This is a genomic window from Cryobacterium sp. HLT2-28, assembly GCF_004402495.1.
GTDB classification, from domain to species: Bacteria; Actinomycetota; Actinomycetes; order Actinomycetales; family Microbacteriaceae; genus Cryobacterium; species Cryobacterium mannosilyticum.
Genome location: NZ_SOFH01000012.1, coordinates 15,189 through 40,906 on the forward strand (window position 1 = coordinate 15,189; position 25,718 = coordinate 40,906).

The window sequence follows — 25,718 nt, forward strand, 5'->3', positions numbered from 1 at the left end:
TCCCTGCCGGTGTTCCCCGGTCGGGGAGGGCGAGGTGGGAGGGTGGCTAACTCAGGAGATCCGGCCGGGCCCGCCGCCGCACCCTCGGAAAACCGGGGGCGACTTCCGTAGACTGGAACGGTTTTCCTGAATTAGCCACGCGAGGAAGGGCCGGTAAGCGCCACATGCAGGAGTATTCGGTGCGCCGGGCGCGCACAAGCGACGTGCCGCGCATCCAGGCGCTGGTCGCGCCGCTCGTGCAGGAGCGCATCCTGCTCGGCAAGGAGAGCGTGGTCTTCTACGAGGCCGTGCAGGAGTTCCGGGTGGTCGAAGACGCCGACGGCAACCTGATCGGCTGCGGCGCCCTGCACGTGATGTGGGAGGACCTCGGCGAGGTGCGCACCCTGGCCGTCACCGCCGACCGGCTCGGCCGCGGCGTCGGCCACGCCCTGATCGACCGGCTCGAAGCGGATGCCCGCGAGCTCGGCCTGACCCGCCTCTTCTGCCTCACGTTCGAGGTGCCGTTCTTCAGCCGGCACGGCTTCACCGACATGGGCTCGGAGACGGTCGACCCGCTCGTCTACGCCGAGTTGGTGCGCTCCCATGACGAGGGGGTCGCCGAGTTCCTCGACCTCGCCCGGGTGAAGCCGAACACCCTCGGAAACACCCGGATGGTCAAGCGGCTGGTCTGATCCGGAACGGTCGGCGCAGAGGTTACCCGTTCGGGTGCCGCTCATGTGGGGGTAATTCCGGCCGATCCTGCTCATTAGAGCGACACGCCGGTGCCGCCCGAACCGTTCACCGTTTGGTCTGCCATTTGTCGCCGGTCTTCCCTATCTTGGCCTTGACCGCTTCCGGTCGATGAATGGGGAGAACAATGTCATCTGCACCTCGAAGCCGGTTGCGCCTATTCGGCGCCGCACTGCTGGGAGTGAGCCTCGTCGCCGCTCCGCTCTTCGCCCTCCCGGCGCAGGCGAGCACGGCCGGCACCGGCGTCATCATCAACGAGGCGTACCTCAACGGTGGCAGCGCGGGGGCGAGCTACCTGAACAAGTTCGTCGAGCTCTACAACCCCACGGATGCCCCGGTCACCCTCGACGGAACCTCGCTCCAGTACCGCTCCGCCACCGGGGCCGCGAACCCGACCGGCGTGCTCGCGCTGACCGGCCAGATCCCGGCCAGGGGCTACTTCCTCGTGCAGGGCAACTCGAACGCCGCCAACGGCGCCGCGCTGCCGGCCCCCGACGCTTCCCTCGCCTTCTCCTTCGCCGCCGGCGGCGGAACGCTCTTCCTCGCCGGCCAGGCCACCGCGCTGACCATGCCGGCCACCGGCTCGCTCGTCGGCACGCCGGGGATCATCGACCTGCTCGGCTACGGCAGCTCCAACACCTTCGAGACCGCGGCCGCCCCCGCCGCATCCGTCACTACCTCGCTCGCCCGCACCGGCCAGGTCGACACCGACGCCAACGCGGCGGACTTCACCGCCGCCGCGCCGACCCCAATGAACGCGGCGTCCACCCCGACGCCCACACCGACCCCGACCCCGACGCCGACGCCGACGGACACCCCGACGCCGACTCCCACCCCGACGCCGACCCCCACGCCCACCCCGGCCGACGCCCTGCCGATCAGCGAGATCCAGGGCACGACCGACGTGAGCCCCAAGGTCGGCAGCACCGTGACCACCTCCGGGGTCGTCACCGCCGCCTACCCGGCCGGCGGCTTCAAGGGCTTCTACCTGCAGACGCCCGGCACCGGCGGCGCCCTCGACCCGGCCGCCCACCCGGCCTCCGACGGCATCTTCGTCTACACCGGCACCCTGGCCTCCACGGTGGCCGTCGGCGACTTCCTCTCCGTCACCGGCGCCGTCAGCGAGTACTTCGGCCTGACCCAGCTGAGCGTCCCCGCCCTCACCGACCTCGCCCCGCTCGATCCGGCCGGCATCGTGCCGCCGCAGCCGGCCACCGTCGCCCTGCCGCGTGAGGCCGCCGCCCGCGAATCCCTCGAGGGCATGCTCCTTGCCCCGGCCGGCGACTTCACCGTCACCAACAACTACTCGACCAACCAGTACGGCGAGATCGGCCTCGCCGCCGGCACCACCGCGCTCGTCACGCCGACCGCCGTGGCCCGCCCCGGCACGGCCGAGTACACCGCCGCCGTCGCCGACAACAAGGCCAGGGCGGTGACCCTCGACGACGGTGCCACCACCAACTATCTGGCCGCCGCGAACAAGGCCAAGCCTGTCCCTTACCTGTCGACGGATGCCCCGGTGCGCGTCGGCGCGGCCGTCACCTTCACCAGGCCGGTCATCCTCGACTTCCGCAACAGCGCCTGGAAGTTCCAGCCGACCGCCGAGCTCGTGCCCGCCACGGCCGCCACCGTGCAGCCGGCCACCTTCGCCGACACCCGCACGGCGGCGCCGCGCGAGGTGGGCGGCGACATCCGCCTGGCCACCTTCAACGTGCTCAACTACTTCCCGACCACCGGCGACTCGCTCACCGGCTGCACCTACTACACCGACCGGGCCGGCACGCCGATCACCGTGAACAGCGGCTGCGACGCCCGCGGCGCAGCCACCCAGGTCAGCTTCGAACGGCAGCAGGCCAAGATCGTCTCGGCGATCAACGCGCTCGGCGCCCAGGTCGTCTCGCTCGAGGAGATCGAGAACACGGCCCGGTTCGGCCAGAACCGCGACGCCGCCCTGTCCACCCTGGTCGACGCGCTCAACGCCGCCGCCGGCAGTCCGGTCTGGGCGTTCGTGCCCTCACCGGCCGTGCTCCCCGCCTCCGAAGACGTGATCCGCACCGCGTTCATCTACAAGAAGGACGCCGTCGAGACCGTCGGGGCCTCGAGTATCCTCGACGTGCCGGCCTTCGTCAACGCCCGCCAGCCGCTCGCCCAGGCGTTCCAGCTGGTCGGCGACACCGGCAGCTCGTTCCTCGCCATCGTCAACCACTTCAAGTCGAAGGGGTCCGGCACCGGCGTCGACGCCGACACCGGCGACGGCCAGGGTGCCTCGAACGCCTCCCGGGTCAACCAGGCGACCGCCCTCGTCGGCTTCGCCGACAAGCTCAAGACCGACACCGGCATCAAGCGGGTCTTCCTCACCGGCGACTTCAACGCCTACGACAAGGAAGACCCGATCAAGGTCATCACCGACGCCGGCTACCTCAGCCAGGAGGCCAAGAGCGGCGAGTACACCTACGCGTTCGGCGGGGCCGTCGGCTCCCTCGACCACGTGTTCGCCTCGACCGAAGCGGATGCCGCCGTCACCGACGTCGACGTTTGGAACATCAACTCGGTCGAGTCCGTCGCACTCGAGTACAGCCGGTACAACAACAACGTCACCGACTTCTACCGCGCCGACCCGTACCGTTCCTCCGACCACGACCCCGCGGTCGTCGGCCTGAAGCTGGCCAGTCCCACCGATGTGAACATCAACCTGCTGAACATCAACGACTTCCACGGCCGGATCGACGCGAACACGGTCAAGTTCGCCGGAACCGTCGAGCAGCTCCGCGCCGAGTACGGTGACGCGGCCACCCTGTTCCTCTCCAGCGGCGACAACATCGGCGCCTCGCTCTTCGCGTCGGCGTCGCAGAAGGACAAGCCCACCATCGACGTGCTGAACGCCCTCGGGCTCAAGGCCTCCGCGGTCGGCAATCACGAGTTCGACCAGGGCTTCGCCGACCTCACCGGCCGGGTCACCGGCGCCGCCGACTTCGACTACCTCAGCGCCAACGTCTACCTCGCGGGCACCCAGACCCCGGCCCTGCCGGAGTACACGATCGTCGACGTCTCCGGAGTCAGGGTGGGCGTGATCGGCGCCGTCACCGAGGAGACCCCCTCGCTCGTCTCGCCCAACGGCATCTCCACCCTCAGCTTCGGCGACCCGGTCGCCGCGGTGAACCGGGTCGCGGCGCAACTGAGCGACGGCAACCCGGCCAACGGTGAAGCCGACGTGCTCGTCGCCGAATACCACGAGGGTGCCGGGGCCGGCGCGCCCGAGGGTGCCACCCTCGAGCGGGAGCTCGCCGTCACCGACAGCGCCTTCGCGAAGATCGTCACCCAGACCGCCGCCGGCGTCGACGCGATCTTCACGGGCCACACCCACAAGCAGTACGCGTGGAACGCCCAGGTACCCGGAGCCGCGGCGGGCGTCACCCGCCCGGTGCTGCAGACCGGCAGCTACGGCGAGAACATCGGCCAGGTCGTGCTCAACTTCAACAAGGCATCCGGCGTCACCACCACCGTCAAGAACCAGGACGTGAAGCGGTCGACGACCGCCGACGCCACCCTGGTCGCCGCCTACCCGCGGGTCGCCACCGTGAAGACGATCACGGATGCCGCCCTCGCCCAGGCCGCCGTCATCGGCAACCAGCCGATCGGCTCGGTGACCGCCGACGTGACCCGCGCCTGCACCGGCGGCACCGCGCCCTGCGCCGAGAACCGTGCGGCCCCGTCGGCGATGGGAACCCTCGTCGCCAACTCGCTGCGCGAGTCGCTCGCCGACCCGCTCAAGGGCGGCGCCGAGATCGGCGTCGTCAACCCCGGCGGCATGCGCGCCGACCTCAGCCAGGCGCCGGACGGCGTCGTCACCTACGCCGAGGCCAACGCGGTGCTGCCGTTCCTGAACAACCTGTGGACGACCAGCCTCACCGGGGCCCAGTTCAAGACGGTGCTCGAGCAGCAATGGCAGCGCGACGCGGCCGGCAACGTGCCGAGCCGGCCCTACCTGCAGCTCGGGTTGTCCGACAACGTGAACTACACCTTCGACGCCACCCGCGCCGAGGGTGACCGGATCACCGGCATCTGGATCAACGGCGCCGCCATCGACCCGGCGCGCTCCTACCGGGTCGGGTCGTTCAACTTCCTGCTCACCGGCGGGGACAACTTCCGCGGTTTCCTCGCCGGCACGGGAACGCGCGACTCCGGTCTCGTCGACCGGGACGCGTGGATCAGCTACCTCAGCGCCCGCAGCCCGGTCACCCCGTCATTCGCCGCCCGCCAGGCGAGTGTCACGGGTGCGCCGACCACACCGGTCAGCCGCGGCGACTCCGTCACGTTCAGGGTCGGCGACCTCAACCTGACCTCGCTCGGCGCACCGAAGAACACCGAGCTGACCCTGCTCTGGCCGGGCAGCAACGCCACCCTCGGCACGGTCGCGGTGGATGCCGCAGGCACCGCAGCGGTCACGGTCACCGTGCCCGCCGACGCCCCGGCAGCCGGCGTGCTCGAGCTGACGGCGAAGGAGTCCGGCACGATCGTGCGAGTCCCGTTCGCGGTCAACGTGCCGGTGCCGCCCGCCGCCGCGCCGACCCCGGCGTCGTCCCGCGCCCTGACCAAGGCCCTGAAGAACACGATCGCCACCGACCAGCGGGTCTACCACGCCGGGGACACCGTGACCATCTCGGTCGGAGCCTCCCACGCGGCCGAGTTCGTCTCGGCCTGGGTGCGGTCCACGCCGGTCAACCTCGGCGGCTGGCTCACCGTGGACGCGCAGGGCACGGTCACGGTGACCCTCCCGGCCGACCTCCGTCCTGGCAACCACGACATCGTCGTGCAGGATGCGTCGGGTGCCGTGATCGGCTGGTCCGAGATCAAGGTTGACAAGGTGAAGACCCCGAAGCCGCCGCACGGTCACGACGACTAAGACCAACCGTGCAGAGGTCGGAACCGGTGCCATCCAGGCCCGGTTCCGACCTTTGTTCGATGGGAACCCGGCAAAGAGGACCGACACGCTCGGCATTCCCGGCCGCGGGCGGGAACCTCGTTAGCCTTGATCCATGTCGACGATCAAACATCCGGTCGGCCCCCAGTCCAGCAAGGTGTACTGGCGCCGTCGTCTCGTAGTGGGCCTCGGCCTGCTCTTCGTGCTTGTCATCATCATCCTCATCATCGTGCGCCCCGGCGCCAGCAACGGCCAGCCCGACGGCAAGCCGAAGGCGCCGGCATCCACCGCGTCGACGGATGCCCCCGCCGCCGCGGCCACCGATCCGGCCGCCGTCCCCGCGAAGTGTGACCCGGCGCAGGTGCAGGTGGAGGCCACCACCGACGCCGACACCTATGAGCCCGGCACGATGCCGCAACTCTCGCTCAGCATCACCAACACGGGCTCGGCGCCCTGCGTCATCAACGCGGGCACCGCGAAGCAGGTGTTCACGATCTCCAGTGGCAAGGACGTCTACTGGAAGTCCACGGACTGCCAGACCGACCCCAGCGACGCCGACGTCACCCTGGAGCCCACTGTTCCGGTGAGCTCGACCACCCCCGTCACCTGGGACCGGATCCGTTCCAGCCCCGACACCTGCGATTCCGACTCCCGGCCGGCAGCCCCGGCCGGCGGCGCCTCGTACCACCTGGCCGTGACCGTGGACGGCATCGAGGCGACGACCCCGAAGCAGTTCATCCTCGACTGACCGCCCCGTCGCCCAGGCTGCCCGACACCGGCTGGACTGCAGCAGAATCGTCACCCCATCGAAGGCCCTGAACTCGCGTTCGGGGCCTCCCGACTGCGGACAGGTCCCGTTCACGGACTGCCCGTAGGCTGAATGGATGGAGAACATCGCATGAGAATTTCCGTGATCGGCTGCGGCTACCTGGGTGCCGTGCACGCGTCGGCGATGGCCGAACTCGGCCACGACGTCATCGGCATCGACATCGACTCCCGCAAGATCGAGCAGCTCGCCGCGGGCAAACCGCCGTTCTACGAGCCGGGGCTGCCGGAGATCCTCACCTCGGCCATGGCCTCCGGCCGGCTTCGGTTCAGCACCGACATCGAGGATGCCGCGGGCGCCCAGGTGCACTTCATCGGCGTCGGCACGCCGCAGAAGGCCGGCAGCCACGCCGCCGACCTCCGCTACGTCGACGCCGCCGTGCAGTCCCTGTTGCCGCATCTGGCCGACGGCGACCTGGTCGTGGGCAAGAGCACGGTTCCCGTCGGAACGGCCGCCCGCCTCGCCGAGGTCATCGAGCGCTCCGGCACGGGCGCGACCCTGGCCTGGAACCCCGAGTTCCTGCGCGAGGGCTTCGCCGTGAAAGACACGATCAGCCCCGACCGGCTGGTCTACGGAGTGCCGTCCGGTCACGCGGGGGAGCAGGCCACGGCTCTGCTCAACGAGGTCTACGCCTCGGCCATGGCCGCGAACACACCGCTGATCGTCACCGACTATGCCACGGCCGAGCTCGTCAAGGTGGCCGCCAACGCGTTCCTGGCCACCAAGATCAGCTTCATCAACGCCATGAGCGAGATCGCCGATGTCTCCGGCGCCAACATCACCGAGTTGGCGGATGCGATCGGCTTCGACAACCGCATCGGCCGCCGGTTCCTCAACGCGGGCGTCGGCTTCGGCGGCGGTTGCCTGCCCAAGGACATCCGCGCCTTCACCGCCCGGGCGGAGGAGCTCGGCCGGGGAGACTCGGTCGCCTTCCTCAAGGAGGTCGACACGATCAACATGCGCCAGCGCCAGCGCGTCGTCGCGATGACCCTGCAGGCGCTGGACAAGCCGGTCTACACCGCGAAGGTGGCGGTGCTCGGCCTGAGTTTCAAGCCGCACTCCGACGATGTGCGCGACTCGCCGGCGCTTGACGTGGCCGTGCAGTTGCGCGGGCTGGGCGCCGATGTCGTGGCGACCGACCCGCAGGGGATCGAGAACTCGCGGCTGCGGCATCCGCAGCTCACCTACTCGACCTCGGTCGAGGAGACCCTGCGGGGCGCCGACGCGGTGGTGCTCGTCACCGAATGGGCCGAGTTCAAGAAGATCGACCCGATCTGGGCGGCCGGCCTGGTCCGAGTTCCCATCATCATCGACGGCCGCAACACCCTCGACGCCGCCGCCTGGCGAGCCGCCGGCTGGACCTACCAGGGCCTCGGCCGCCCGTAGCCCCGCCCGGTGGTCGAGCGAGTCTCGGGGGTTGAGCCAGTCTCGGTGGTCGAGCCTGCACCGGTGGTCGAGCCTGTCGAGACCCCACTCACCCCAGGGCGCCGAACACGGCCGGCAGCACAACCAGCGCATTGAACGTGACATGCGCAATCACCGCCCCGCCGAGCCTCCCGGTCGCCGCGGCGACGGATCCGGCCGCGAGCCCGAACACGAACGTCGACAGCCCGGCCACGACGACCACGGTGACCGACTCCGCGTCGAGCACGTGCAGCAGCGCGAACACGGCGGCGCTGACGACTACGGCGAGGCCGAGTGCCACGGGGCGCGGCGCATCCGTGCTGCCGGCCACCGCGCGCAGCAGCAGGCCGCGGAAGAAGACCTCCTCAACGAACGGCGCGATGAGAACGGGCGCGAGCAGCGCGCCGAACAGCCACCAGCCGTCGTAGACCGGGGTGCCGAGCAGCGCGGGAGAGCCGCCCATCTGCCCATAGCCGGCGATCTCGATCAGGCTCGCGGCGACCCGGGCGAGCAGCCCGACCGCCAGACCCCAGAGCAGGTCGAGTGGCTCAAACCGCAGCCCGAGGCCGCGCACAAACGACCCGGCGCCAGACCGGACGCCCAACACAGCGCCCAGCCGCCGCCGAACACTCACCCCGACAACAACAACCGCCCCGCCAAGCGGCACCCAGACCGCCAAATAGCTGACCAACAACGCAACCCGCGAGTCAGCGATCCACAGTCGTTCCGCCGCCACACCCACCAAGACCACGAGCCCCACGGCCAGCAGCACCCCGATCGCGGCGACCCGAAGCGCCCACGGCTCGCCGAGCACACGTGCTTCCGCAGAGTTCGAGCTGACCGCCATGAACCCCAAACTATCGGGCCTGACCGACCCGCCGACCCATGTGCCACCCCGCCCTCCGATGTATGGCAACATGAGAGCGGGGCGGAATGATCGGCCTTGATCTGTTAATCACGGAAAGGCCGCAGCGTGGAGCTTCGCGACTACATTCGAATCCTGCGCAAGAGCTGGGTGATGATCCTCCTGCTCGCTCTTGTGGCCGTCGGTGCCGCTTCCACGTTCTCCATTCTGCAGACGCCCAAGTTCAGCGCCACCTCCAAGGTGTTCGTCTCCACCCAGTCCGGTGGCACCACCAGCGACCTCGTGCAGGGCAGCAGCTTCACCATCCAGCGGGTCAAGACCTACTCCGACCTCGTCAACACCCCGATCGTGCTCCTGCCGGTGATCGGCAGCCTCAACCTCGGCATCACGGCCGACGACCTCGTCAAGAAGATCACCGCGTCGGCCCCCCTCGACACCTCCATCATCGAGATCACGGTCATCGACACCGATCCGGTGCGCGCCGCCGAGATCGCAAACGCCACCTCGCAGAGCCTCACCGCAGTCGTGCAAGACATCGAAACTCCGGTCGGCACAGACGCGGTCTCCCCGGTCAAGCTCACCCGCGCGCAAGAGGCCTCCGTTCCCTCCGTTCCGGTCAGCCCCAACGTTCCGCTGAACATCGCCCTCGGCGCTCTGGTCGGCCTGGCCCTCGGTGTTGGCCTGGCCGTGCTGCGTGAAACACTCGACACCCGCATCCGCAACGAGCGTGACGTGGAGAGCGTCACGGATGCCGCCATCCTCGGCGGCATCGTCTTCGACCCCAAGGCGCAGGACCGCCCGCTGATCGTGCACGTCGACCCGCGCAGCCCGCGTGCCGAGTCGTTCCGCACCCTGCGCACCAACCTGCAGTTCCTCGACGTGGGCCGCACCGACCGCAGCTTCGTGATCACCTCCTCCATCGAGAGCGAGGGCAAGAGCACCACCGGCGCCAACCTGGCCATCGCCCTGGCCGACTCCGGCGCCACAGTGCTGCTCGTCGACGCCGACCTGCGCCGCCCCAAGATCGCCGAATACATGGGCATCGACGGCACCGTCGGCCTCACCGACCTTCTGGTGGGCCGCGCCGAGCTCAAGGACATCGTCCAGCCCTGGGGCAAGGGCAAGCTCTACGTGCTTCCGGCCGGAATGGTGCCGCCGAACCCGAGCGAGCTGCTCGGCTCCGCCCGCATGAGCCACTTCATTGGCGAGTTCAACAAAACCTTCGACGTGGTCATCTTCGACGCCCCGCCGCTGCTTCCGGTCACGGATGCCGCCATCCTGGCCAAGAACGTCGGCGGCGCCATCATCGTGGTCGCCGCGGGCCGCACGCAGAAGGGCCAGCTCAAGGGCGCCCTCTCCGCACTCGATACCGTGGGCGCCACGGTCTCGGGCCTCGTGCTCACCATGCTGCCCACCAAGGGTCCGGATGCCTACGGCTACGGCCACTACGGCTACGGCTACGGCGAAGACCTCACCGAGCCCCCCGCCAAGCGCAAGTCCCGATCCTTGACGAAGGTGAAGTAACGGTGGTCGAGCAACCGGTGGTCGAGCTTGTCGAGACCCCCCTCGCAGTCCTCATCGTCTGCACCGGCAACATCTGCCGTTCCCCGCTCGCCGAACAGTTACTGCAAACCGCGCTGACCACCGCCGGCATCCCCGCCACCGTCTCAAGCGCCGGAACCCACGCAATGGTCGGCCACCCCATGACTCAAGAAGCGGCAGCCCTAGCCCTCCGTCACGGCGCCCCGGAGCAACTCCACTCCGCCCGCCAACTCACGCCCGATCTAATCAAGTCCGCCGACCTGGTCCTCACCGCAACCCGTGAGCACCGAGGCGAAGTCATCTCCCTACACCCGCGAGCCTCCCGCTACGCCTACACCCTCAACCAATTCGCGCGCTTGGTAGCCGCCGCGCCGGTGGTCGAGCCTGTCGAGACCAAAGAGCTTGTCGAGACCCCCAAGATCACCTCCTACCTAGCCGAAATCGCCGCCACAAAGGGCCTCACCCCACCCCCCGCCAACCCAACCGACGACGACATCGAAGACCCCTACCGCCGCTCCGCCGCCATGTACAACCGCGTAGCCGAGCAGATCGCCGCCGACGTCACCACCATCACCAAGGGCCTCGCCACAACAGCCGGCGGCCGCTGACATGGCCCGCCCGATCCGGCATGTCCCCCGCGACACCTCCCGTCGCCGCGCCTGGGTCTACGTCGCCGTCACCGCCTTCATCGCCGCCGACATTCTCTTGGTCGTCCTGGCCCTCGGCTCCACCCGCAACACCGACGCCGCCGAGGCAACCCGCCCCATCCCCACCTTCACCTCCGCCAGCGTGATCGACCCGACCGCCGCCCCCACCCCGACGCCCACTCCCACGGCAACCCCTGCGGCCGCCACAATCCTCCCGCTCCCGACCACCCGCCTCCTCGGAGCCGTCGACGCACAAACCGCCTGGCGAGCTCAGACCGGCGCCTGCCCCGCAACCGCGGCGTCCCCTGAACTCACCACTGACGGCGGTGCAACCTGGAAGCCGACGGACGCCACCGGCAAGGCGAAGGTCACGTCCATCCAGCGCCTGATGGCCACGAGCGAGAGCGTTGTCGAAATGGTCGGCCTCACCAAAACCGACTGCGCCCCACAGTTCGTGAAGTCCTTCGTGGCGGGCGACAACTACTCCGCCTACCCTGACAAACTCACCGGCACCTGGTTCGTCAACCCCGCCGATCGCGCCACCGTCCATGCCCCCGACGGCGATGCCAAGGCGCCATGCACTTCCGTGGTCACCCTCGCAGTGCGCAACGACACGTCCGCCGCAGCCCTGTGCGCCGATGGCCGCCTCTTTGCGACCGAGGATTCCGCCGCGACCTGGTCATCCCCGGTGACAGTCCCCGGGGCGGTCGCCCTCAACGCCACAGACACCGGTTACCTGGCCGCCGCCGTAGTTCGCCCAGACTGTGCCGGCGTGCAGCTCCTCACCCTTTCGCCGGCCCTCGAATCCACCGAGGCCGGCTGCTTCAAGACCGCCGCACAACCGGCGAGCCTGGCGGGCAACCTAGCCGTGTCAAGTGCTGCCGGTACAATTTGGTTGTGGGCCGGTGACGCATTCAAGCGCTCGGCCGATGGGGGAGTGACCTGGGAGTAGCCGGTTCATCACAACGGTGAGCAATCACTCGCCGATCGAAGCATGACTGCGGTGCGCCAATCACCGCACGGGGGAAAATGAGCGCGAAACCAGGATCAACGGCCCGACCCGTTGATCAGAAATCCACCAGCCGAGACTGGCGACACGTCTACGCAGGCCGACTGATCATCACCGACCTGCTCGTGCTGATCTGGGTGGTCTTCGGCGTACAAATTCTCTGGTTTGGCCTGGAAACCGCGGATGTCTCCCTTCGTGGCGACGCGCGCGACCTCCAGGTGAGCTACACCACGGTCTCCGTTGTTCTGATCATCGCCTGGATGGCCATGCTCGGCGCCTACGGTTCCCGAGGCTACCGCGTGCTCGGAACCGGCCCCGACGAATACAAGCTCATCGCCAATGCCTCGCTGCGTCTCTTCGGAATTCTCGCGATCATCGCATTCCTCCTCCGCATCGACGTGGCCCGTGGCTACATCCTCATCGCCTTCCCGTTCGGTGTTGCCGTGCTCGTCTTCTCCCGCTGGATGTGGCGCCAATGGCTAGGCGTGCAACGTCAGCGTGGGCTCTACTCATCGACCGTACTGCTGGTTGGTTCGGTTCCCTCTGCGGCCCACCTCGCACGCGTGCTGGCGTCATCGACATCGGCAGGCTACCGAGTGGTCGGCGCGTGTGTGCCCGCAGGCCGGTCCGGCACACTGCTGTCGACAACGGATGTCCCCGTACTCGGCGACTTCGACGACCTCCACCCAGCGCTCGAGGCAACGGGCGCAGACACTGTAGTGATCACGAGCAGCGACGACCTGCCACCCGAGCGTCTTCGCCAGATCAGCTGGAGCCTCGAGCCCGGGCGGCAGCACCTAGTCATGGCCCCCAGCCTCACGGACGTCGGGGGCCCCCGAATTCACGCCCGCCCGGTCGCCGGCCTTCCACTGATTCACGTGGAGACGCCAAGCTACGACGGCCTGAAGCACTTCGCTAAGCGCGCCTTTGACGTGATCGGCGCCGCCACTCTCTTGATCACCTTGTCTCCGCTCATCATCATCGTCGCCATCATTGTGCGATTCACGAGCGTTGGCCCGGTCCTTTACCGGCAGGAACGCATCGGTTTGAACGGTAAACCCTTCAGCATGCTGAAGTTCCGATCGATGACCGTCAATGCTGACGGTCAGCTGGTGGAGCTACTCAAGGCCCAGGGCACAAGCGCCAGGCCCCTATTCAAAGTCGCCGACGACCCGAGATTGACTCGCGTGGGTGGATTCCTTCGCAGGTACTCCCTTGACGAATTGCTTCAACTCCTCAACGTAGTGCTTGGCGACATGAGTCTTGTGGGCCCGCGTCCTCAGCGGGACGGCGAGGTGGCTCTCTACGACTCTGCCGCACACCGCCGTCTCTTGCTGAAACCGGGCATGAGTGGGCTGTGGCAGGTGAGCGGTCGATCCAACCTCTCGTGGGAAGACAGCATCCGACTTGACCTGTACTACGTCGAAAACTGGTCTATAGCCGGTGACCTGGTGATTCTCTGGCGCACACTCAGGGCTGTTACCTCACCACAAGGAAGCGCACTTTGATGCATGGACAAATCCGAGCTACTGCTCGAGGGATGCGGGGCTCAAGAAGTGGTCAGGGGGAATCCGAATTGACCCAGGGGTTGGGACGCCGTCCCGATAGCGCGATCAAGTCGGCGACCGTCGACTTGAATATACGTCATTTGAAAGTAGACATGGGTCATTTGCACAACCAAGCGTCTGTTCTGACAGTTACATTCAACAATTCAGCAAGCATTGAGAGCTATTTTTTCGGGTTGGAAGCGCAAGGCGCTGCAGTTGGCGAAGTGATAGTAGTAGACAATGGCAGCGTCGACGACACTGTTGCCAAGCTGCTGCTTGCAGCCAGGCGCTGTCGATTCCCGATCAGGATTATCAAGTCGAAGAATGAAGGTTTCAGCGCCGGCATGAATCGTGCGGCTGCAGCACGGACGTTGGCCGGGCTTCCACTGCTTTCCTTGAATCCTGATGTCATGTTGTCGGATTCGGTTTTAGCAACTATGCTCGCGACACTCGGAATTGCGACAGATATCGGGATTGTTACGGCGCCCCTGATCGATGAGCACGGTGACGCCGACTCTGCCAGCGTCCGGTCATTACCAGAGCTGAAGAGCGCGATGGCGTACTCCATCGCTGGCCGCTTTCTTCCCTCCCGCCTTCGCTACAACGCCCAGCCCTACGGGTTTGATGCTCCGGATAATTCGAAAGCGTTTCAAATTGGGGCGACTACTGGGGCACTAATGCTCCTTCAGCCAAGTTTTCGAGCCTCAGGAGACGTTTTTGATCCGTCATATTGGATGTACGGGGAGGACCTACAAATGTGTCGGGACGCGCAGGCGTTGGGTATGAAAGTTCTCATGGCGCAGGCTGCTCCGTCCTTGCACTTAAAGGGGCTTTCCAGCGGACGACCTCGTCGACTGCGGTCCAATTGGGCATTCCATGAAGCCCTGTTCATCTACTATCGAAAGAACCTAAATCGCAACCCCGCGTTTCTACCACTTATGTATGGTGGAGTGTTGATGAGGTTTGTAATTTCTGCGGTCTCATCGGGTTGCGTTAGGACATCAAGAACGCTGTTGCGTCGTCTTGGACGAGCGCAGTCGCGTTTCTCAACCTCGCATCCTTAGATGTTGGATTTGCTGCGCAGACTAGGGAACAAAGACGCCCTGTTGGTAGCTGGAATGCTCTTGGCATCCCTGCTGCCCCTGGTCCTCGCTCCCGTGAGAGCTCAAATCTTGGGGCCGACAGGCAGGGGTGAATTCGCATACTTTCAATCTGCGATAACGATCATCTATGCAGTATCGGCGTTGGGGGTTCGGCACGCGGTGTACCAGAAGCGCGAGATTGGAGCGGCGAGATTTCTGACTTCAAAGAAACCCGTCTTTGCCGTCGCTCTTGCAGCGAGCCTCACATCCGCTGCTCTTCTTGCAGTTCTTGCTGGTGAAGGGTTCAATCCCTGGATCGACGTGATCATTCTGATTATCGGCTGCTTTGGGCCGATTTACGCATTGACGCAGCTCGAAATCGGTAATGCCCAACTTGGGAGATATCGCCGTCGAATTGCCATAACAGCAGGCGGACCGGCCGTCGTGGAGTTTGCAGCCGGAATGGTCCTACTGGCGATTAGGCAGTTCAACCTGGGCACCGTGGTCGCGGGAACGATGCTCGCAGAACTCCTACGGAATAGCGCTGGGGTGTTTGTGTACGTCCGCGATCGGCGCCAGATGGGTATCAGTAACACGAATGGTACTGAATCCGGCATGCCCCTGCTTAGAGCGAGTCTGTTGGCAGCGCCGGCCGTTCTAGTGCCGATTCTGGCCAGCAATCTGGACTCGATCATCTACGGAGCGATGCTTGGGCCGGCGACCCTGGGTATGTATGCAGTTGCGAAACTCGGCTTCACTCTGCTCGTTTTGGCGTCTCTTACTGCCGAGGGATACGTTGTATCGAGATGGGCGAGTCGGCGGCCATTGCAGTTTCTCGTGCGTTTCGTCTTGATCGGTCTCCCGATAGCCGCTTTTGTCTCGACACTTGGTTTCGTTCTCTTCCCGTTCTTCTTTGGGAGTGCTTTCGAGGAGGCTAGGCGTGCCTTCCCGCTTGCGGTTGGTGCCGGAATGTGTGGGGCCGTCTTCGTCAGCTGTCTCTCGATAGCCGCGTTCAACAATAGGCAGAAACCAGCGGTTGTTGCTGCGACATTTTCGATGGCTGCCCTGAGCCTTGGCGCAATAGGGATAGGGCTCATCGGTCGACCCGGACCCTCAGAGATGTGTCTGGTGCTGATGGTCGCTCAAATCGTCGGCGTGGTTCTGATCGCTTTCAGGATGGCGCCCACTTTGGACAAAGGATGAAGAATATGGTGAGTCTGATTTCTCGAATTGTCGGTCAAGCTCGGCCATCGCACAGCGATGTCGTTGGACAAGCTCCCGTTGGAGCTTCCCAACTCGTTGGATGGTACGGAAGAAAGGGTCTAATCCCGGGGGTCCGGGGGGCAATGGTAGCGTTGCGCCTTGGAAATCGAACCCAGCTACCGATCTTCATCGGGCGCGGAGTCTCAATCGGGTATGCCCGACAACTTCACATGGGTCAATACTCTGTGATTGGTAGCCGGGCCACGATACTGGCGCTGTCCACTCGTGACGTGAATATCGGCCAGAGAGTCACGATTCGCGAGGGAGCCTGGATCCAGTGTTCTTCGCATCCGGGGAATCCAGGAGTGGGCCTCTGGATCGGCGATGGGACGTACATCGGCCCACACGCCGTACTTGGGATCGGCGGAGCAGTAAGGATCGGTGAGCGTTGTCAGATTGGCGCCGGAGTCGTGATTGTAGCGGAGAATCACGAATTGGTGGAAGGCGTGTCGAGTGCGTCTGCGGTTCGCAGACAAGGAATCGACCTTGGCGACGACTGCTGGCTCGGACACCGAGTCACAATTCTCGACGGAGTGTCTCTGGGGGATCGATGTGTAGTTGGCGCTGGCGCTGTTGTGACACACAGTTTTCCAGCGGGATCCAAGATCGCTGGCGTGCCCGCACGACTCGTCAAATCTGGACGGTGAGGGGCCGCTTTGTTTGATCGACTTCAAGTCGAGCCTACGACAGGTTTCCAATGGCTATCTCGCGATAGGAGGCCTCGAGTCGCTGGACGGCATCATCCCAGGACCACGCGTCGGTGATCGGCGGCGGTGAAGTCAATTCAGATTCGGCCAGAGTTGTCGCCCTCAATAGCTCTGCGATTCCCCCGGCGACTTCGCTAACGTTACGAGGCAAGAATTCAGTGGAGTTTCCTCCCTCTGCCACAACCACCCGACATCCGCACGAGGCAGCTTCGATATCAACAAGGCTTTGCACTTCAACCCAAGATGCATTAATCAGGACCCGCGAGTCACCCATCGTGGCGAGGACCGCTTCGTGCGTCATGGTCCTACGCCAGGTAAGAAGCCCTTCTGAACCCTCAACTATTCGTGCGAACTCGTTGGAGTACCGAGAGCCGCCGGCTGGCGCTCCACCAATGAAGGTCATCTTCACCCCGTTTTGGACGGCTTCACGAGCGACGTCCACTTGGCGTTTTCGCGGTTCAATACGCCCAACCGAGAGAATTCCAAGCGAGCGAGACTTCACGTCCTTCGCGATGATCGATGCATCGAACACTGGCCGCCCGTTTGGAATTGAAACTGCGTTCAAAGCCAGCCAACCAGTGTCGCGTTCAATGTTCGCGCCTTCACGAGTTGCGAGAAGCGCAACAATCGCGACCTGATCGAGCGCGTAGCCCACCAGGTGCCAGATTCGTCTCGCATCCCTTGTGGCTCGGTAGAACGACCTCACAACTCCAAGGCGCCCTCGGAGGGTATTCGCATCGACCAGGGATCTGACTCCGAATGCAAGGAGCTCGCGAATGCTTTCCGGAAAGGCGCGCCCAACGATGGCTCGGGGGGTCAGCCCTTGCTCCGCGCGTCTCATTTTGCGGACGAACCTCAGATCATGGTGAATGGGAGAGACGACAATCTGGTGGCCAGCTGCCAGTCGGATCGTTGCCAAGAAATCGAACGGCCGGTCAATGTTCACTATGTGGACAATCGCACCGTCCCGAATGCAGGCGTCCCAGCTATACGGAACCACTTTGCAATCAATGTTCCGCCTTGATAGCCGATCTATATACTCCGCGACCTGAACGGAATCTCCGCCAGCCTTCTTGCGCGAATCTGATCGAACAATGAAATCAACAAGGAGGCGATTGCTTTTCGGTAGCGAGGAAACCCTGTCGGTTGGAATCATTTCGCCCTCAGGTAAGTTGACTGGCCGGACGCGATTTCGTCTTTGATATTGGCGAGACTTGCTGGCTGAATTTCGAACTTTGCGATTGCGAAGAGCAGCCAGAGAAGCACCATCGGGCGTAGCGCGAATGTTAGATCGATGAAGATGGAACCAATCAGGACTGTGACCGCCGCAGCCGCGAACCAGTTCGGGACGGAACGGAACCATCTTCTGAAAAGTGCAAGCCACGCTAGCGACCCAAGTATTCCGGTTTCGACGAATATCCGGAGGAAAGCTCCGTCAACGGAAGGGCCAGGAAACGAAGGGCCAAGGCCGAGGGGAAGATCCAACGGTACTGACATTGAATTCAGGAGTATGTGCCACCGATAGAACCGAATGAGGTTGCTGGCATCCCCACCTCCATTGTTGGAGAGCACATTCCCTACGCCTTCATACGCAACTTGTGTGTATTCTGCACTACTCGAAATGGAGTTCATCGAACGAGTCAGTGAGTCGGCACTAGTCCAGCTGCTCAGTATTGAAGTAGTGCCAATGCGTTCAAACGCAGGACCTGCTAGGTCACTTGTCAGAAATGGCCAGAGTAGAATCACGCCGATGGTTCCAAGAGTGACCACGATCGTCGATACCGAACGAACTTCCTTCGACTTCATGATCGATCCTTGGCGCCGATCTCGAGCGCGAGGTTTCAGTCGTCGTATCAGTAGAAAGCTGACCGCAACTACGACGGCCGCGAGAGAAATGCGGGATTGTGACATTGCGATTCCCGCAAGGCTCAAAACAAAGAGTCCATATCGTTCGCGATGGAGCCAATAGCACGCCAACAGGGCACAAATTGCACCCAGTTCATAAGGGCCAGCTGCGAGTCCCGCACCTCGTTCATAGCTGAATTTCGAAAAGCCGATCGAAAATCCGCCCAGATACTGGAGGGCGCAGACGCCAACTTGGGCCACAGTGACTACTAAGAGGAGGGATGTCAGCCAGCGTTGACGGAATTCAAGCGGCATTCTATCCATTGCGATGACTGCGCATGGCAGAACGAACCAATACTCGAGGGGGCGCAGCGCGAATAGAAGCCCTGAGGCAGGCGAAATTCGAGACATGAGGATTCCGGAAATGCACGCGGCCATCCCAACCAAAACAACCAAAAGCATGCCGGTTGGCCCGACTATCTGGCGTCTGGCTCGCGTCCACTTCGCAACCGCTATTGCAGCAAGGGACGCAAGGATGAGGTCTTCGAACCTGATCGATGAATCCGCGATTCTTACGATCTCAAGGCGTGGTCCTATCAGAAGCCAGAGGATCGATCCCCAGACGTAGAGCTCGACGGCATTGGCGCGGAATCCTTTGTCGGCATACCGGCGCACCGGAGCTGATTGTCGAATGGCCTGGCTTGGCAACGCGCCCCCAGTAGCTGTCATTCAGCCGATCGCCCCCATTTGTTGTTGGGCAGCTTCAGCAACACGAGCAGCCCACACAACCGTACCGCAGGGGAGTCACCGCGCATGGAGCGAGGCTGGTTCGCTCTGGATTCACTAAACCTCTAGTGACAGCGTTCGAGCGCACCATGTGCTGATACATGCCCATACCAAAGGTTCGATTGTTTGGAGCAGCGCAATATAACCTTTGCATGAGCGTCTTGCAGTAATTTGTGCAGGGCCTGCGCGTGCTGATCTTGTCTCCGCATTCGCGAAACAACGCCTCTAGAGTCGAAATGAGTTCTGATGTCGCTAGTGTTTTCAGATTGGGCCACAAATCGTGGCGACAAGAGAATTCAACTGGCTCTACTGATGTTTCGCATTGCTCGTGGTTTTCGCACGTCCTCGAATGCAGCCGTGCGTGGGTTTGGACGATTGGTTTGTCTGTGCTATCTGATCATTGTCGAGTGGACCTGGGGCATTGAACTTCCTTGGGGAACAGAAGTTGGACCGAGACTTAGGATCTACCATGGCACTGGGCTGGTCGTGAATGCCAACACTAAGATTGGCTGCGATGTCGTATTGCGGCAGGGTGTGTGCATAGGCGCAAGGACAAACGACGGCGGGGCGCCCCGTATCGGTGACCGCGTTAGCTTTGGCGCTAACTCAATGGTTCTGGGCGGAGTTCACATCGGAGATGATGCCCTGATTGGCGCGGGGGCCGTAGTCCTTGCTGACGTTTCGGCTGGTAGATCTGTTGTTGGAAATCCTGCGCGGAGTTTGTAAGACACTCAACTCCTTGAGAAATCCGGCCTCAACCGGGCGGTCACATTTGGCGCATTCGTGCTGCCTGGGTATGGAAGGAGAGGGCCCCATGAAGGCCCGAGCAGTGGGACAGGCAGTTCCCCGCGCTTGCAGTTCGAGTTCGGGCGCGCCAGGCCTTGCCGACTCGCGCGCCAAGTCAGTCCCGCATCTATTCGTCGCGAACGTGATGTTTCAGAAAGCAGGGCGAGATTCCTTGTTGACTTGCCGTCGAGGGAAGTGCAGCTCGCCCCGATACTTTTGCAGTCGTGCTTGTAGCTCGTGGTGAATCCTGGAGGGCCCGTCTGATTGACTGGGAAGATGTCGCTCTCCCAATCCACCGCAGGCGCCCGCATGCGCCGGTCGCGCCGACGGAGGGTTGGCGTCTGGATATGTACGGCGACGCTCGTGCTCGCAATTGGCGCGGGTACGTGGGTCGGTGTACGCGGTTCGCTCGCGAAGGGAGAACTCGAAACTGCCATGCCGCTTGCGTCGAAGATTCAAGGAGAGATTCTGTCTGGCCACGGCGCAGAGGCTTCCGCGACCGCGGCAGAATTGGGTCGTCATTTAGAGAGCGCAGCGAGCCTGACTGGAGACCCTATCTGGCGGGCCTTCGAGGCTCTACCAGTGGTTGGGCCCACCCTTGCTGCCGTGCGGCAATTCGCTACAGTCGCTGACGACGTGGCTCGGGGTGCGGTCAGGCCTCTGGCCGAAGTCGCCGGGGCAGTCCAGCTGGCCGACTTAAAGCCAGTCGGCGGCGCGATCAGCCTCAAGCCGCTTGTTGATGCCCAACAGCAGCTTGCGGCGGCGAATGCCGCCTTGGTTGCCGCCAATAAGGCAGTCGCAAGAATTGACACATCGGCGACGCTTCCGGTGGTTCGCGACGCACGTGTGCAGCTGTCTGCGGCAGTCGATAACGCTCTAAAGAGCATCAGCAACGCGAACCGGGCCGTGCAGTTGGTTCCGAACATGCTGGGCAGATCGGGTCCGCGAAACTACGTGCTCTTATTTCAGAACCCGGCCGAGCCGCGGGCCACCGGGGGGAGCCCGTCGGCGTTGGCGCTCCTGCACACCGAAAACGGGCAGATCTCGCTGGCGCGGCAGGCCTCGAGCAATGATTTCCCGCCGTATGAAAAGTCGGTGCTGGATTTGCCGACCGAGACGCGGGGTCTCTATGGCGACATCACCGGGCAATACATTCAAGACGTGAACCTCACGCCTAACTTTCCGCAGTCTGCGATGCTCGCTCGGGAAATGTGGAAGCGGCAGTTCGGGGTCGAGGCAGACGGCGTGATCTCCCTCGACCCGGTGACCCTGGGCTACCTGCTGCGGGCGACCGGTCCGATCATGCTGGCCACCAGCGACGTGCTCACCGCGGACAACGCCGTGCAGCTGCTGCTGACCGATGTCTATGCGCGCTATGAAGACCCCGCTGAGCAGGACGCGTTCTTCGCGGCTGCGGCGGCATCCGTTTTCTCGGCGGTGTCGAGCGGCAATGCCGACCCGAAGGCGCTAATCGAAGCGCTGGCCCAGGCTGGCAGCGAGCACCGGGTGCTGGTGTGGAGCGCGCACGCGGAAGACCAGGCGCTGCTGGCCGACACCACTCTGGCGGGCGGGCTGCCGGTGAGCGATGCGAGCGGCACCCGGTTCGGCGTGTACCTCAATGACGCCACCGGGTCGAAGATGGGCGTCTACCTTGACACGAACGTTGACCTCGGGCAGGCGACCTGCCGAAATGACAAACGCCCCAGTTATGGGGTCAGCGTGACGCTGACCAACACGGCTCCGGCCGACGCGGCGACGTCGCTGTCGGACTATGTGACCGGTGCAGGCTTCTATGGAGTGCCGCCCGGCAACGTGAAAACGGTGCTCTCGGTCTATGGGGCGCCGGGCATGCAGAACCTCGGTGTCACTCGCGATGGCGCAGTGATTGATTACCATCCGGCCACGGATGCCACCTATCCGGTCAGCTCCCTTGGCATTGAGCTGGCACCGGGCGAGAGTGCCGTGCTGCACTTCAACTGGCTCGGCGATAGAGCTGATTCCGCCTCACTTATAGCCCAGATGACACCCGGAATTCACACAACGGAAACAGGGGTTGCCAACGTTACCTGTGAATCTCCTCTATGGTGAGATACGTGCTCTTTGACGCTGCTCAGCGTCAGCACGAACTGGGGGGATTCCACCAATGATCAAAAAGACTTTCGCTGTCGTCGCGCTCGCCGCGCTGGCGCTCTTCGCTGTTCCGGCCGCAGCTAATGCCGCCGGCTATGTCGCCAATGACAAGGTCACTACCTCGGGCGCCGCAGTCGCGGGTGGAACGGTAACCGTCAACTTCGCGGCTGGCTCTTTCACCGCGGGCGAGAACGTCATGTTCTCCGTCTCCGGCTCCGGCACCGCCACCCTCTCCGTCTTCAAGGCAGCCACCGTCTCGCTGGTCAAGGCAGCATCCTCGACCGGTGCAGCCTCCGTTGCCGTCAAGCTTCCGGCCGACGCGACCGGTTCGTACACGGTCACCGCCACGGGCGCCACCTCGGCCAACGTGGGCACCGCCACCATCACCGTTGCCGCCGCTGACGCGGGCACGGCCAAGGGCCTCGCCCACACCGGCTACGAGGCACCCATGCTCCTCATCTGGGGTGCCGCCGGCGCCCTAATGCTCGGCATCGCACTCGTTGTCGTCATGGGCATCGTTCGCCGCCAGCGCGCAAACGCGTAACAGGCTCCAGGCGCAACTCGCCACCTAGGATTCACCCAGAACGGCCTCGTGCTTCGGTGCGAGGCCGTTTGGCGTTGGCTGGGCAGGTCGGTGCCTACGCGGCGGTCCACCCGCCCGACCTGTCGGGGGCCCCGTTCAACCACAGGGCTTCAGCCCAGTAGTCGGCTGATTCCTTTGTGCGTCTTGTGCGTCTTGTACGTCTTGTGCGTCTTGTGCGTCTTGTACGTCTTGTACGTCTCGTACGTCTTGTACGTCCAGCTCCAGAACGTACAATTAGTACATGTCGTCCACAAATTCTGTCGCCGTCTCGGATGCGCGTGACCAGCTTGCATCGATCATCGACCGCGCCCGCACTGAGCACGAGCCGGTCTTCCTGTCGCGGCGGGGACGACGAGTCGCGGCCGTGATCGACTCTGACGACTTAGCGCGTCTGATCGAGTTGGCGGAAGACATGGCGGACATCCGTGCTGCCGAGGAATCGCGCGAGGAGATGCGCCGCACCAGGATCGAACCGACGCCGTGGAACGAAGTGAAGGCAGACCTCGGCCTCGTATGACCTACACGGTGAGCATCGCGCCAGCCGCTGAAAGGCAACTGCGCAAGTTCGACCCTCAGGTGAGGCGTCGCGTGCAAGCCGCGATTGATCTACTGGCGGGTGAGCCGCGACCTCCCAGAGCGATTCAACTCGTCGGCGGCTCCGGAGAGTGGCGAGTTCGAACTGGGGACTATCGCATCGTCTACGAGATTCGCGACGAGCAACTGATCGTGCTCGTCCTCCGGGTCGGCCTTCGTCGTGAGATCAACCAATCCCGATAGCGAGTCCTGGCGACACGCGGACCTGCGGTTGAGACGACGACTTGAGCCCAAGCCGGAGCGAAGGTGCTTTGTCCGCAAACGAGCGCCAAATGCTCGAGCTCGGCAAGGCAAATACACGATCCCAGTCCTCGATGAGGTTGGAGCGGCCTCGGCCCTCAGATGCCCAGAACCCGTCGGATGCTGTCGGCGATCTCGAAGAAAATGTAGCGTGACGCAGGCCCGACCTGAACGGTTCCCATCAACGTCGCCCAAGGTCAGGCTTTTGTCGGGAATTACGGCTAGACCAGGGTGTCATGACACCTGCGCCCCACGACAAGCCGGCAAGCTCGGAAGAGGAGCGGTGGCTCGTCATCAACGGTCGCCGGTGGCGCCGCACCGATCCGTGCCTGCCCGAGGATGTCGTCACCGAGCTGAAATCGCAGCTGGGTCGGGGAAGATCGGGCGTTCGCGCGGCCAAGGCGGCTGGAGATGACCAAGCCGTGGCGCTGGCGCGCCGACGCGTGGGAAAGGCCAAACACGGTCTGGGGGAGCGCGGCCCGTATTGGTGGGAGGAACCCGAAACGGCGCGGGTGATGCGGGCACGCCAGGTGCTCGAGGAGCTCGCCGCCCTCGACAGTTGATCTCGTGCCTATGCGGGAGGAGCGGCGTCCCTGGGTTCAGTCGACGTCAACCAGTAGGTAATGCGGTGGATCTCCGACAGGAAGGCTTACACTAATCCGATCTAGCCGGTCCGCACACCCACGGAGGAACGTACATGACCACACCGGATGCGCCCGACCAGGCACACCGCAGGCCGGCGAACGTCTCCGATGAGACGGTCGAGGCGCTCGGCAGACTTTCTGAAGCGTTGGAAGTCGTCGAGCACGCCCGCGGGCTTCTCTATGGGTTTCACCGCCTCACCGGGAAGGCAGATCTCGCTCTTGGGGAGGCTGCGGAGCTGATGCGAGCCGCGGGCCACGGTGCCATTGCCGACGGCCTGGAACAGACGCTGATCGGCAGAAATGTGAACGACGGCCGCTGGACCTTCCAAATCGTGGAGGACTACGACACCAATTACTACGCCGTATTCGTCGACGCGGAACGAGAGGCGCGGCAGACCCTGGTCGAGGGCAAGAAGCACCTTTACGAAGCAGAAATGAAAGAAGATCGACGCAGTCACGGACTGCCGCACCACGAAGCACGGCCCCCGCACCCGCGGGACACCTGAGCCGGCACCAAAACGGCTCCCACCTGCACTCTGAAGCTGTTCGCGCCGGGTGTCGGGTATCGCCTTAGATTACTGGGAGGTTCTCGTGTCGAAATCGAAGAAGTCTGGCGACGTGAAACGCGTTCCCAAGCCCCTGTACGAGAAGGAACTGGAGCGGCTGCAGGCAGAGCTGGTGGGAATGCAACAGTGGGTCATCGAAACCGGGGCGCGAGTTCTCGTCATTTTCGAGGGTCGGGATGCGGCGGGGAAGGGCGGCGCCATCAAGCGAATCGTGCAGTACCTGAACCCGCGCGCCGCCCGAGTGGTCGCACTCCCCACGCCGAGCGAGCGGGAGAAGGGGCAGTGGTACTTCCAGCGCTACATCGAGCGGCTGCCCACCGCCGGAGAAATCGTTCTGATGGACCGCTCCTGGTACAACCGGGGCGGAGTCGAGCGGGTCATGGGATTATTGCACCGACGAGCAGTACCACAGGTTCCTTGAGCAGGTTCCCCTCGTCGAGCGCATGCTGGTCGACGAGGGAATCATCCTGATCAAGTTCTGGTTCTCCGTTTCAGACACTGTGCAGGAGGAGAGGTTTCGCTCTCGCCTGGAAGATCCGATGCGTCGGTGGAAGCTCTCCGACACTGACCTCTTCTCGATCACCCGCTGGGAGGACTACTCCCGAGCCAAAGACGACATGTTCGACGCCACAGACCTCGATTTCGCCCCATGGTGGTCGATCGAAAGTGACGACAAGAGGGCATCCCGAATCAATGCAATCAAGCACCTGCTCACGCAGATTCCCTATGAGCACCGGGTGCCGGACAAGGTGAGTATCCCCGAGCGTCCCGACGCGAATGATTCCGACCGGCCGCCGCGTGAACAGACGAAGTTCGTCGCCGACCATGCCAGGACGCTGAAGAAGAACTAGATCTGCTGCCGCTCGCGAACGTCGCAATCCTGGTCTTTCAAGCGGAGCACATCATCGTGAGCCTGATCCGCCGGGGTGACCGCGACGTGGGCGAGAATCTCCTCGTAGCGGTCGATCATCGCCTCGAAAGAGAAGCGCAGCGACGGCCGTG

24 protein-coding genes are annotated in these 25,718 nt (G+C 64.0%); 20 read left to right on the forward strand and 4 right to left on the reverse strand.

The genetic code is table 11. The features are described from left to right. Nucleotides 1–164: 164 nt before the first annotated feature. The 4 genes from E3O48_RS05615 to E3O48_RS05630 all read left to right on the forward strand — a co-directional run bounded on the left by E3O48_RS05615 (nucleotide 165) and on the right by E3O48_RS05630 (nucleotide 7,862). Complete coding sequence (locus E3O48_RS05615) at nucleotides 165–671, forward strand: amino-acid N-acetyltransferase (protein WP_134510919.1); 507 nt, start codon at nucleotides 165–167, stop codon at nucleotides 669–671. Nucleotides 672–856: 185 nt separating this feature from the next. Then, the gene (locus E3O48_RS05620; RefSeq protein ID WP_134537633.1) at nucleotides 857–5,632 is read left to right on the forward strand and encodes an ExeM/NucH family extracellular endonuclease; all 4,776 of its coding nucleotides are present in this window, start codon (nucleotides 857–859) and stop codon (nucleotides 5,630–5,632) included. A gap of 133 nt (nucleotides 5,633–5,765) precedes the next feature. After that, the gene (locus E3O48_RS05625; RefSeq protein WP_134537634.1) at nucleotides 5,766–6,398 is read left to right on the forward strand and encodes a hypothetical protein; all 633 of its coding nucleotides are present in this window, start codon (nucleotides 5,766–5,768) and stop codon (nucleotides 6,396–6,398) included. Between the two features lie 150 nt (nucleotides 6,399–6,548). After that, nucleotides 6,549–7,862, forward strand: a complete 1,314-nt coding sequence (locus E3O48_RS05630) for a UDP-glucose/GDP-mannose dehydrogenase family protein (protein WP_134537635.1) — start codon at nucleotides 6,549–6,551, stop codon at nucleotides 7,860–7,862. Nucleotides 7,863–7,950: 88 nt separating this feature from the next. On the opposite strand, the gene E3O48_RS17760 is transcribed toward E3O48_RS05630, so the two are convergent. Further along, nucleotides 7,951–8,727, reverse strand: coding sequence for a CPBP family intramembrane glutamic endopeptidase (locus E3O48_RS17760; protein WP_174774760.1), 777 nt, complete (start codon nucleotides 8,725–8,727; stop codon nucleotides 7,951–7,953). A 126-nt stretch (nucleotides 8,728–8,853) separates the two neighbouring features. Here E3O48_RS17760 and E3O48_RS05640 point away from each other — a divergent pair, with 126 nt between their 5' ends. The 7 genes from E3O48_RS05640 (at nucleotide 8,854) to E3O48_RS18285 (ending at nucleotide 16,482) form a co-directional block, all read left to right on the forward strand. Further along, complete coding sequence (locus E3O48_RS05640) at nucleotides 8,854–10,269, forward strand: polysaccharide biosynthesis tyrosine autokinase (RefSeq protein WP_134537636.1); 1,416 nt, start codon at nucleotides 8,854–8,856, stop codon at nucleotides 10,267–10,269. A gap of 2 nt (nucleotides 10,270–10,271) precedes the next feature. Then, nucleotides 10,272–10,895 (forward strand): low molecular weight phosphatase family protein, encoded by a 624-nt coding sequence (locus E3O48_RS05645; RefSeq protein ID WP_241982415.1) that lies wholly within the window; start codon nucleotides 10,272–10,274, stop codon nucleotides 10,893–10,895. A 1-nt stretch (nucleotide 10,896) separates the two neighbouring features. Next, on the forward strand, nucleotides 10,897–11,886 hold the full coding sequence (locus E3O48_RS05650) for a hypothetical protein (protein ID WP_134537637.1): 990 nt from the start codon (nucleotides 10,897–10,899) through the stop codon (nucleotides 11,884–11,886). Between the two features lie 77 nt (nucleotides 11,887–11,963). Beyond that, complete coding sequence (locus E3O48_RS05655; protein ID WP_134537638.1) at nucleotides 11,964–13,451, forward strand: sugar transferase; 1,488 nt, start codon at nucleotides 11,964–11,966, stop codon at nucleotides 13,449–13,451. A 152-nt stretch (nucleotides 13,452–13,603) separates the two neighbouring features. Then, entirely contained in the window at nucleotides 13,604–14,554 is a 951-nt protein-coding gene (locus E3O48_RS05660; protein ID WP_166788624.1) for a glycosyltransferase family 2 protein, read from the forward strand. Then, nucleotides 14,555–15,775 carry a lipopolysaccharide biosynthesis protein gene (locus tag E3O48_RS05665; protein WP_134537640.1) on the forward strand — a complete coding sequence of 407 codons (1,221 nt, stop codon included), beginning with the start codon at nucleotides 14,555–14,557 and terminating at the stop codon, nucleotides 15,773–15,775. It begins immediately after the preceding gene. Between the two features lie 230 nt (nucleotides 15,776–16,005). Further along, the gene (locus E3O48_RS18285; protein WP_370249255.1) at nucleotides 16,006–16,482 is read left to right on the forward strand and encodes a DapH/DapD/GlmU-related protein; all 477 of its coding nucleotides are present in this window, start codon (nucleotides 16,006–16,008) and stop codon (nucleotides 16,480–16,482) included. Nucleotides 16,483–16,516: 34 nt separating this feature from the next. Here E3O48_RS18285 and E3O48_RS05675 read toward each other — a convergent pair whose 3' ends face one another. Both E3O48_RS05675 and E3O48_RS18290 read right to left on the reverse strand, forming a co-directional pair. After that, nucleotides 16,517–17,197 (reverse strand): glycosyltransferase, encoded by a 681-nt coding sequence (locus E3O48_RS05675; protein WP_134537642.1) that lies wholly within the window; start codon nucleotides 17,195–17,197, stop codon nucleotides 16,517–16,519. 497 nt (nucleotides 17,198–17,694) lie between these two features. Continuing rightward, nucleotides 17,695–18,348 carry a hypothetical protein gene (locus E3O48_RS18290; RefSeq protein ID WP_134537643.1) on the reverse strand — a complete coding sequence of 218 codons (654 nt, stop codon included), beginning with the start codon at nucleotides 18,346–18,348 and terminating at the stop codon, nucleotides 17,695–17,697. A gap of 1,137 nt (nucleotides 18,349–19,485) precedes the next feature. Here E3O48_RS18290 and E3O48_RS18295 point away from each other — a divergent pair. From E3O48_RS18295 to E3O48_RS18305, 9 genes are all read left to right on the forward strand, one after another. Next, nucleotides 19,486–19,899: a serine O-acetyltransferase gene (locus E3O48_RS18295; RefSeq protein ID WP_370249295.1), complete on the forward strand. Its 414-nt coding sequence runs from the start codon at nucleotides 19,486–19,488 to the stop codon at nucleotides 19,897–19,899. 336 nt (nucleotides 19,900–20,235) lie between these two features. Continuing rightward, a complete protein-coding gene (locus tag E3O48_RS05690; protein ID WP_134537645.1) occupies nucleotides 20,236–22,047 on the forward strand; it encodes a DUF4012 domain-containing protein in 1,812 nt (603 codons plus the stop codon). A 55-nt stretch (nucleotides 22,048–22,102) separates the two neighbouring features. Continuing rightward, nucleotides 22,103–22,633 (forward strand): sortase, encoded by a 531-nt coding sequence (locus E3O48_RS05695; RefSeq protein WP_134537646.1) that lies wholly within the window; start codon nucleotides 22,103–22,105, stop codon nucleotides 22,631–22,633. A gap of 280 nt (nucleotides 22,634–22,913) precedes the next feature. Beyond that, nucleotides 22,914–23,189, forward strand: coding sequence for a type II toxin-antitoxin system Phd/YefM family antitoxin (locus E3O48_RS05700; RefSeq protein ID WP_134537647.1), 276 nt, complete (start codon nucleotides 22,914–22,916; stop codon nucleotides 23,187–23,189). After that, on the forward strand, nucleotides 23,186–23,449 hold the full coding sequence (locus tag E3O48_RS05705; RefSeq protein WP_134537648.1) for a type II toxin-antitoxin system RelE/ParE family toxin: 264 nt from the start codon (nucleotides 23,186–23,188) through the stop codon (nucleotides 23,447–23,449). Before E3O48_RS05700 ends, E3O48_RS05705 begins: the two co-directional genes overlap by 4 nt. A 293-nt stretch (nucleotides 23,450–23,742) precedes the next feature. Then, nucleotides 23,743–24,069: a biopolymer transporter Tol gene (locus E3O48_RS05710; protein ID WP_134537649.1), complete on the forward strand. Its 327-nt coding sequence runs from the start codon at nucleotides 23,743–23,745 to the stop codon at nucleotides 24,067–24,069. 134 nt (nucleotides 24,070–24,203) lie between these two features. Further along, complete coding sequence (locus tag E3O48_RS05715; protein WP_134537650.1) at nucleotides 24,204–24,656, forward strand: hypothetical protein; 453 nt, start codon at nucleotides 24,204–24,206, stop codon at nucleotides 24,654–24,656. Between the two features lie 85 nt (nucleotides 24,657–24,741). After that, nucleotides 24,742–25,137 (forward strand): hypothetical protein, encoded by a 396-nt coding sequence (locus E3O48_RS18300; RefSeq protein WP_370249261.1) that lies wholly within the window; start codon nucleotides 24,742–24,744, stop codon nucleotides 25,135–25,137. A 22-nt stretch (nucleotides 25,138–25,159) separates the two neighbouring features. Continuing rightward, complete coding sequence (locus E3O48_RS18305) at nucleotides 25,160–25,567, forward strand: hypothetical protein (protein WP_370249264.1); 408 nt, start codon at nucleotides 25,160–25,162, stop codon at nucleotides 25,565–25,567. Here E3O48_RS18305 and E3O48_RS18170 read toward each other — a convergent pair. Next, nucleotides 25,564–25,686, reverse strand: coding sequence for a hypothetical protein (locus E3O48_RS18170; RefSeq protein WP_255453714.1), 123 nt, complete (start codon nucleotides 25,684–25,686; stop codon nucleotides 25,564–25,566). The two genes, E3O48_RS18305 and E3O48_RS18170, sit on opposite strands and share 4 nt — an antisense overlap. Nucleotides 25,687–25,718: the final 32 nt, after the last annotated feature.

Excerpts from the sequence above, each read along its gene's own strand:
- E3O48_RS05615 (WP_134510919.1), top strand. The coding sequence starts at position 165 with ATGCAGGAGTATTCGGTGCGCCGGGCGCGCACAAGCGACGTGCCGCGC.
- E3O48_RS05620 (WP_134537633.1), top strand. The coding sequence starts at position 857 with ATGTCATCTGCACCTCGAAGCCGGTTGCGCCTATTCGGCGCCGCACTG.
- E3O48_RS05625 (WP_134537634.1), top strand. The coding sequence starts at position 5,766 with ATGTCGACGATCAAACATCCGGTCGGCCCCCAGTCCAGCAAGGTGTAC.
- E3O48_RS05630 (WP_134537635.1), top strand. The coding sequence starts at position 6,549 with ATGAGAATTTCCGTGATCGGCTGCGGCTACCTGGGTGCCGTGCACGCG.
- E3O48_RS17760 (WP_174774760.1), bottom strand. The coding sequence starts at position 8,727 with ATGGCGGTCAGCTCGAACTCTGCGGAAGCACGTGTGCTCGGCGAGCCG.
- E3O48_RS05650 (WP_134537637.1), top strand. The coding sequence starts at position 10,897 with ATGGCCCGCCCGATCCGGCATGTCCCCCGCGACACCTCCCGTCGCCGC.
- E3O48_RS05655 (WP_134537638.1), top strand. The coding sequence starts at position 11,964 with ATGAGCGCGAAACCAGGATCAACGGCCCGACCCGTTGATCAGAAATCC.
- E3O48_RS05660 (WP_166788624.1), top strand. The coding sequence starts at position 13,604 with ATGGGTCATTTGCACAACCAAGCGTCTGTTCTGACAGTTACATTCAAC.
- E3O48_RS05665 (WP_134537640.1), top strand. The coding sequence starts at position 14,555 with ATGTTGGATTTGCTGCGCAGACTAGGGAACAAAGACGCCCTGTTGGTA.
- E3O48_RS18285 (WP_370249255.1), top strand. The coding sequence starts at position 16,006 with ATGGGTCAATACTCTGTGATTGGTAGCCGGGCCACGATACTGGCGCTG.
- E3O48_RS18290 (WP_134537643.1), bottom strand. The coding sequence starts at position 18,348 with ATGAAGTCGAAGGAAGTTCGTTCGGTATCGACGATCGTGGTCACTCTT.
- E3O48_RS18295 (WP_370249295.1), top strand. The coding sequence starts at position 19,486 with ATGTTTCGCATTGCTCGTGGTTTTCGCACGTCCTCGAATGCAGCCGTG.
- E3O48_RS05690 (WP_134537645.1), top strand. The coding sequence starts at position 20,236 with ATGTCGCTCTCCCAATCCACCGCAGGCGCCCGCATGCGCCGGTCGCGC.
- E3O48_RS05695 (WP_134537646.1), top strand. The coding sequence starts at position 22,103 with ATGATCAAAAAGACTTTCGCTGTCGTCGCGCTCGCCGCGCTGGCGCTC.
- E3O48_RS05700 (WP_134537647.1), top strand. The coding sequence starts at position 22,914 with ATGTCGTCCACAAATTCTGTCGCCGTCTCGGATGCGCGTGACCAGCTT.
- E3O48_RS05705 (WP_134537648.1), top strand. The coding sequence starts at position 23,186 with ATGACCTACACGGTGAGCATCGCGCCAGCCGCTGAAAGGCAACTGCGC.
- E3O48_RS05710 (WP_134537649.1), top strand. The coding sequence starts at position 23,743 with ATGACACCTGCGCCCCACGACAAGCCGGCAAGCTCGGAAGAGGAGCGG.
- E3O48_RS05715 (WP_134537650.1), top strand. The coding sequence starts at position 24,204 with ATGACCACACCGGATGCGCCCGACCAGGCACACCGCAGGCCGGCGAAC.
- E3O48_RS18305 (WP_370249264.1), top strand. The coding sequence starts at position 25,160 with ATGCTGGTCGACGAGGGAATCATCCTGATCAAGTTCTGGTTCTCCGTT.
- E3O48_RS18170 (WP_255453714.1), bottom strand. The coding sequence starts at position 25,686 with ATGATCGACCGCTACGAGGAGATTCTCGCCCACGTCGCGGTCACCCCG.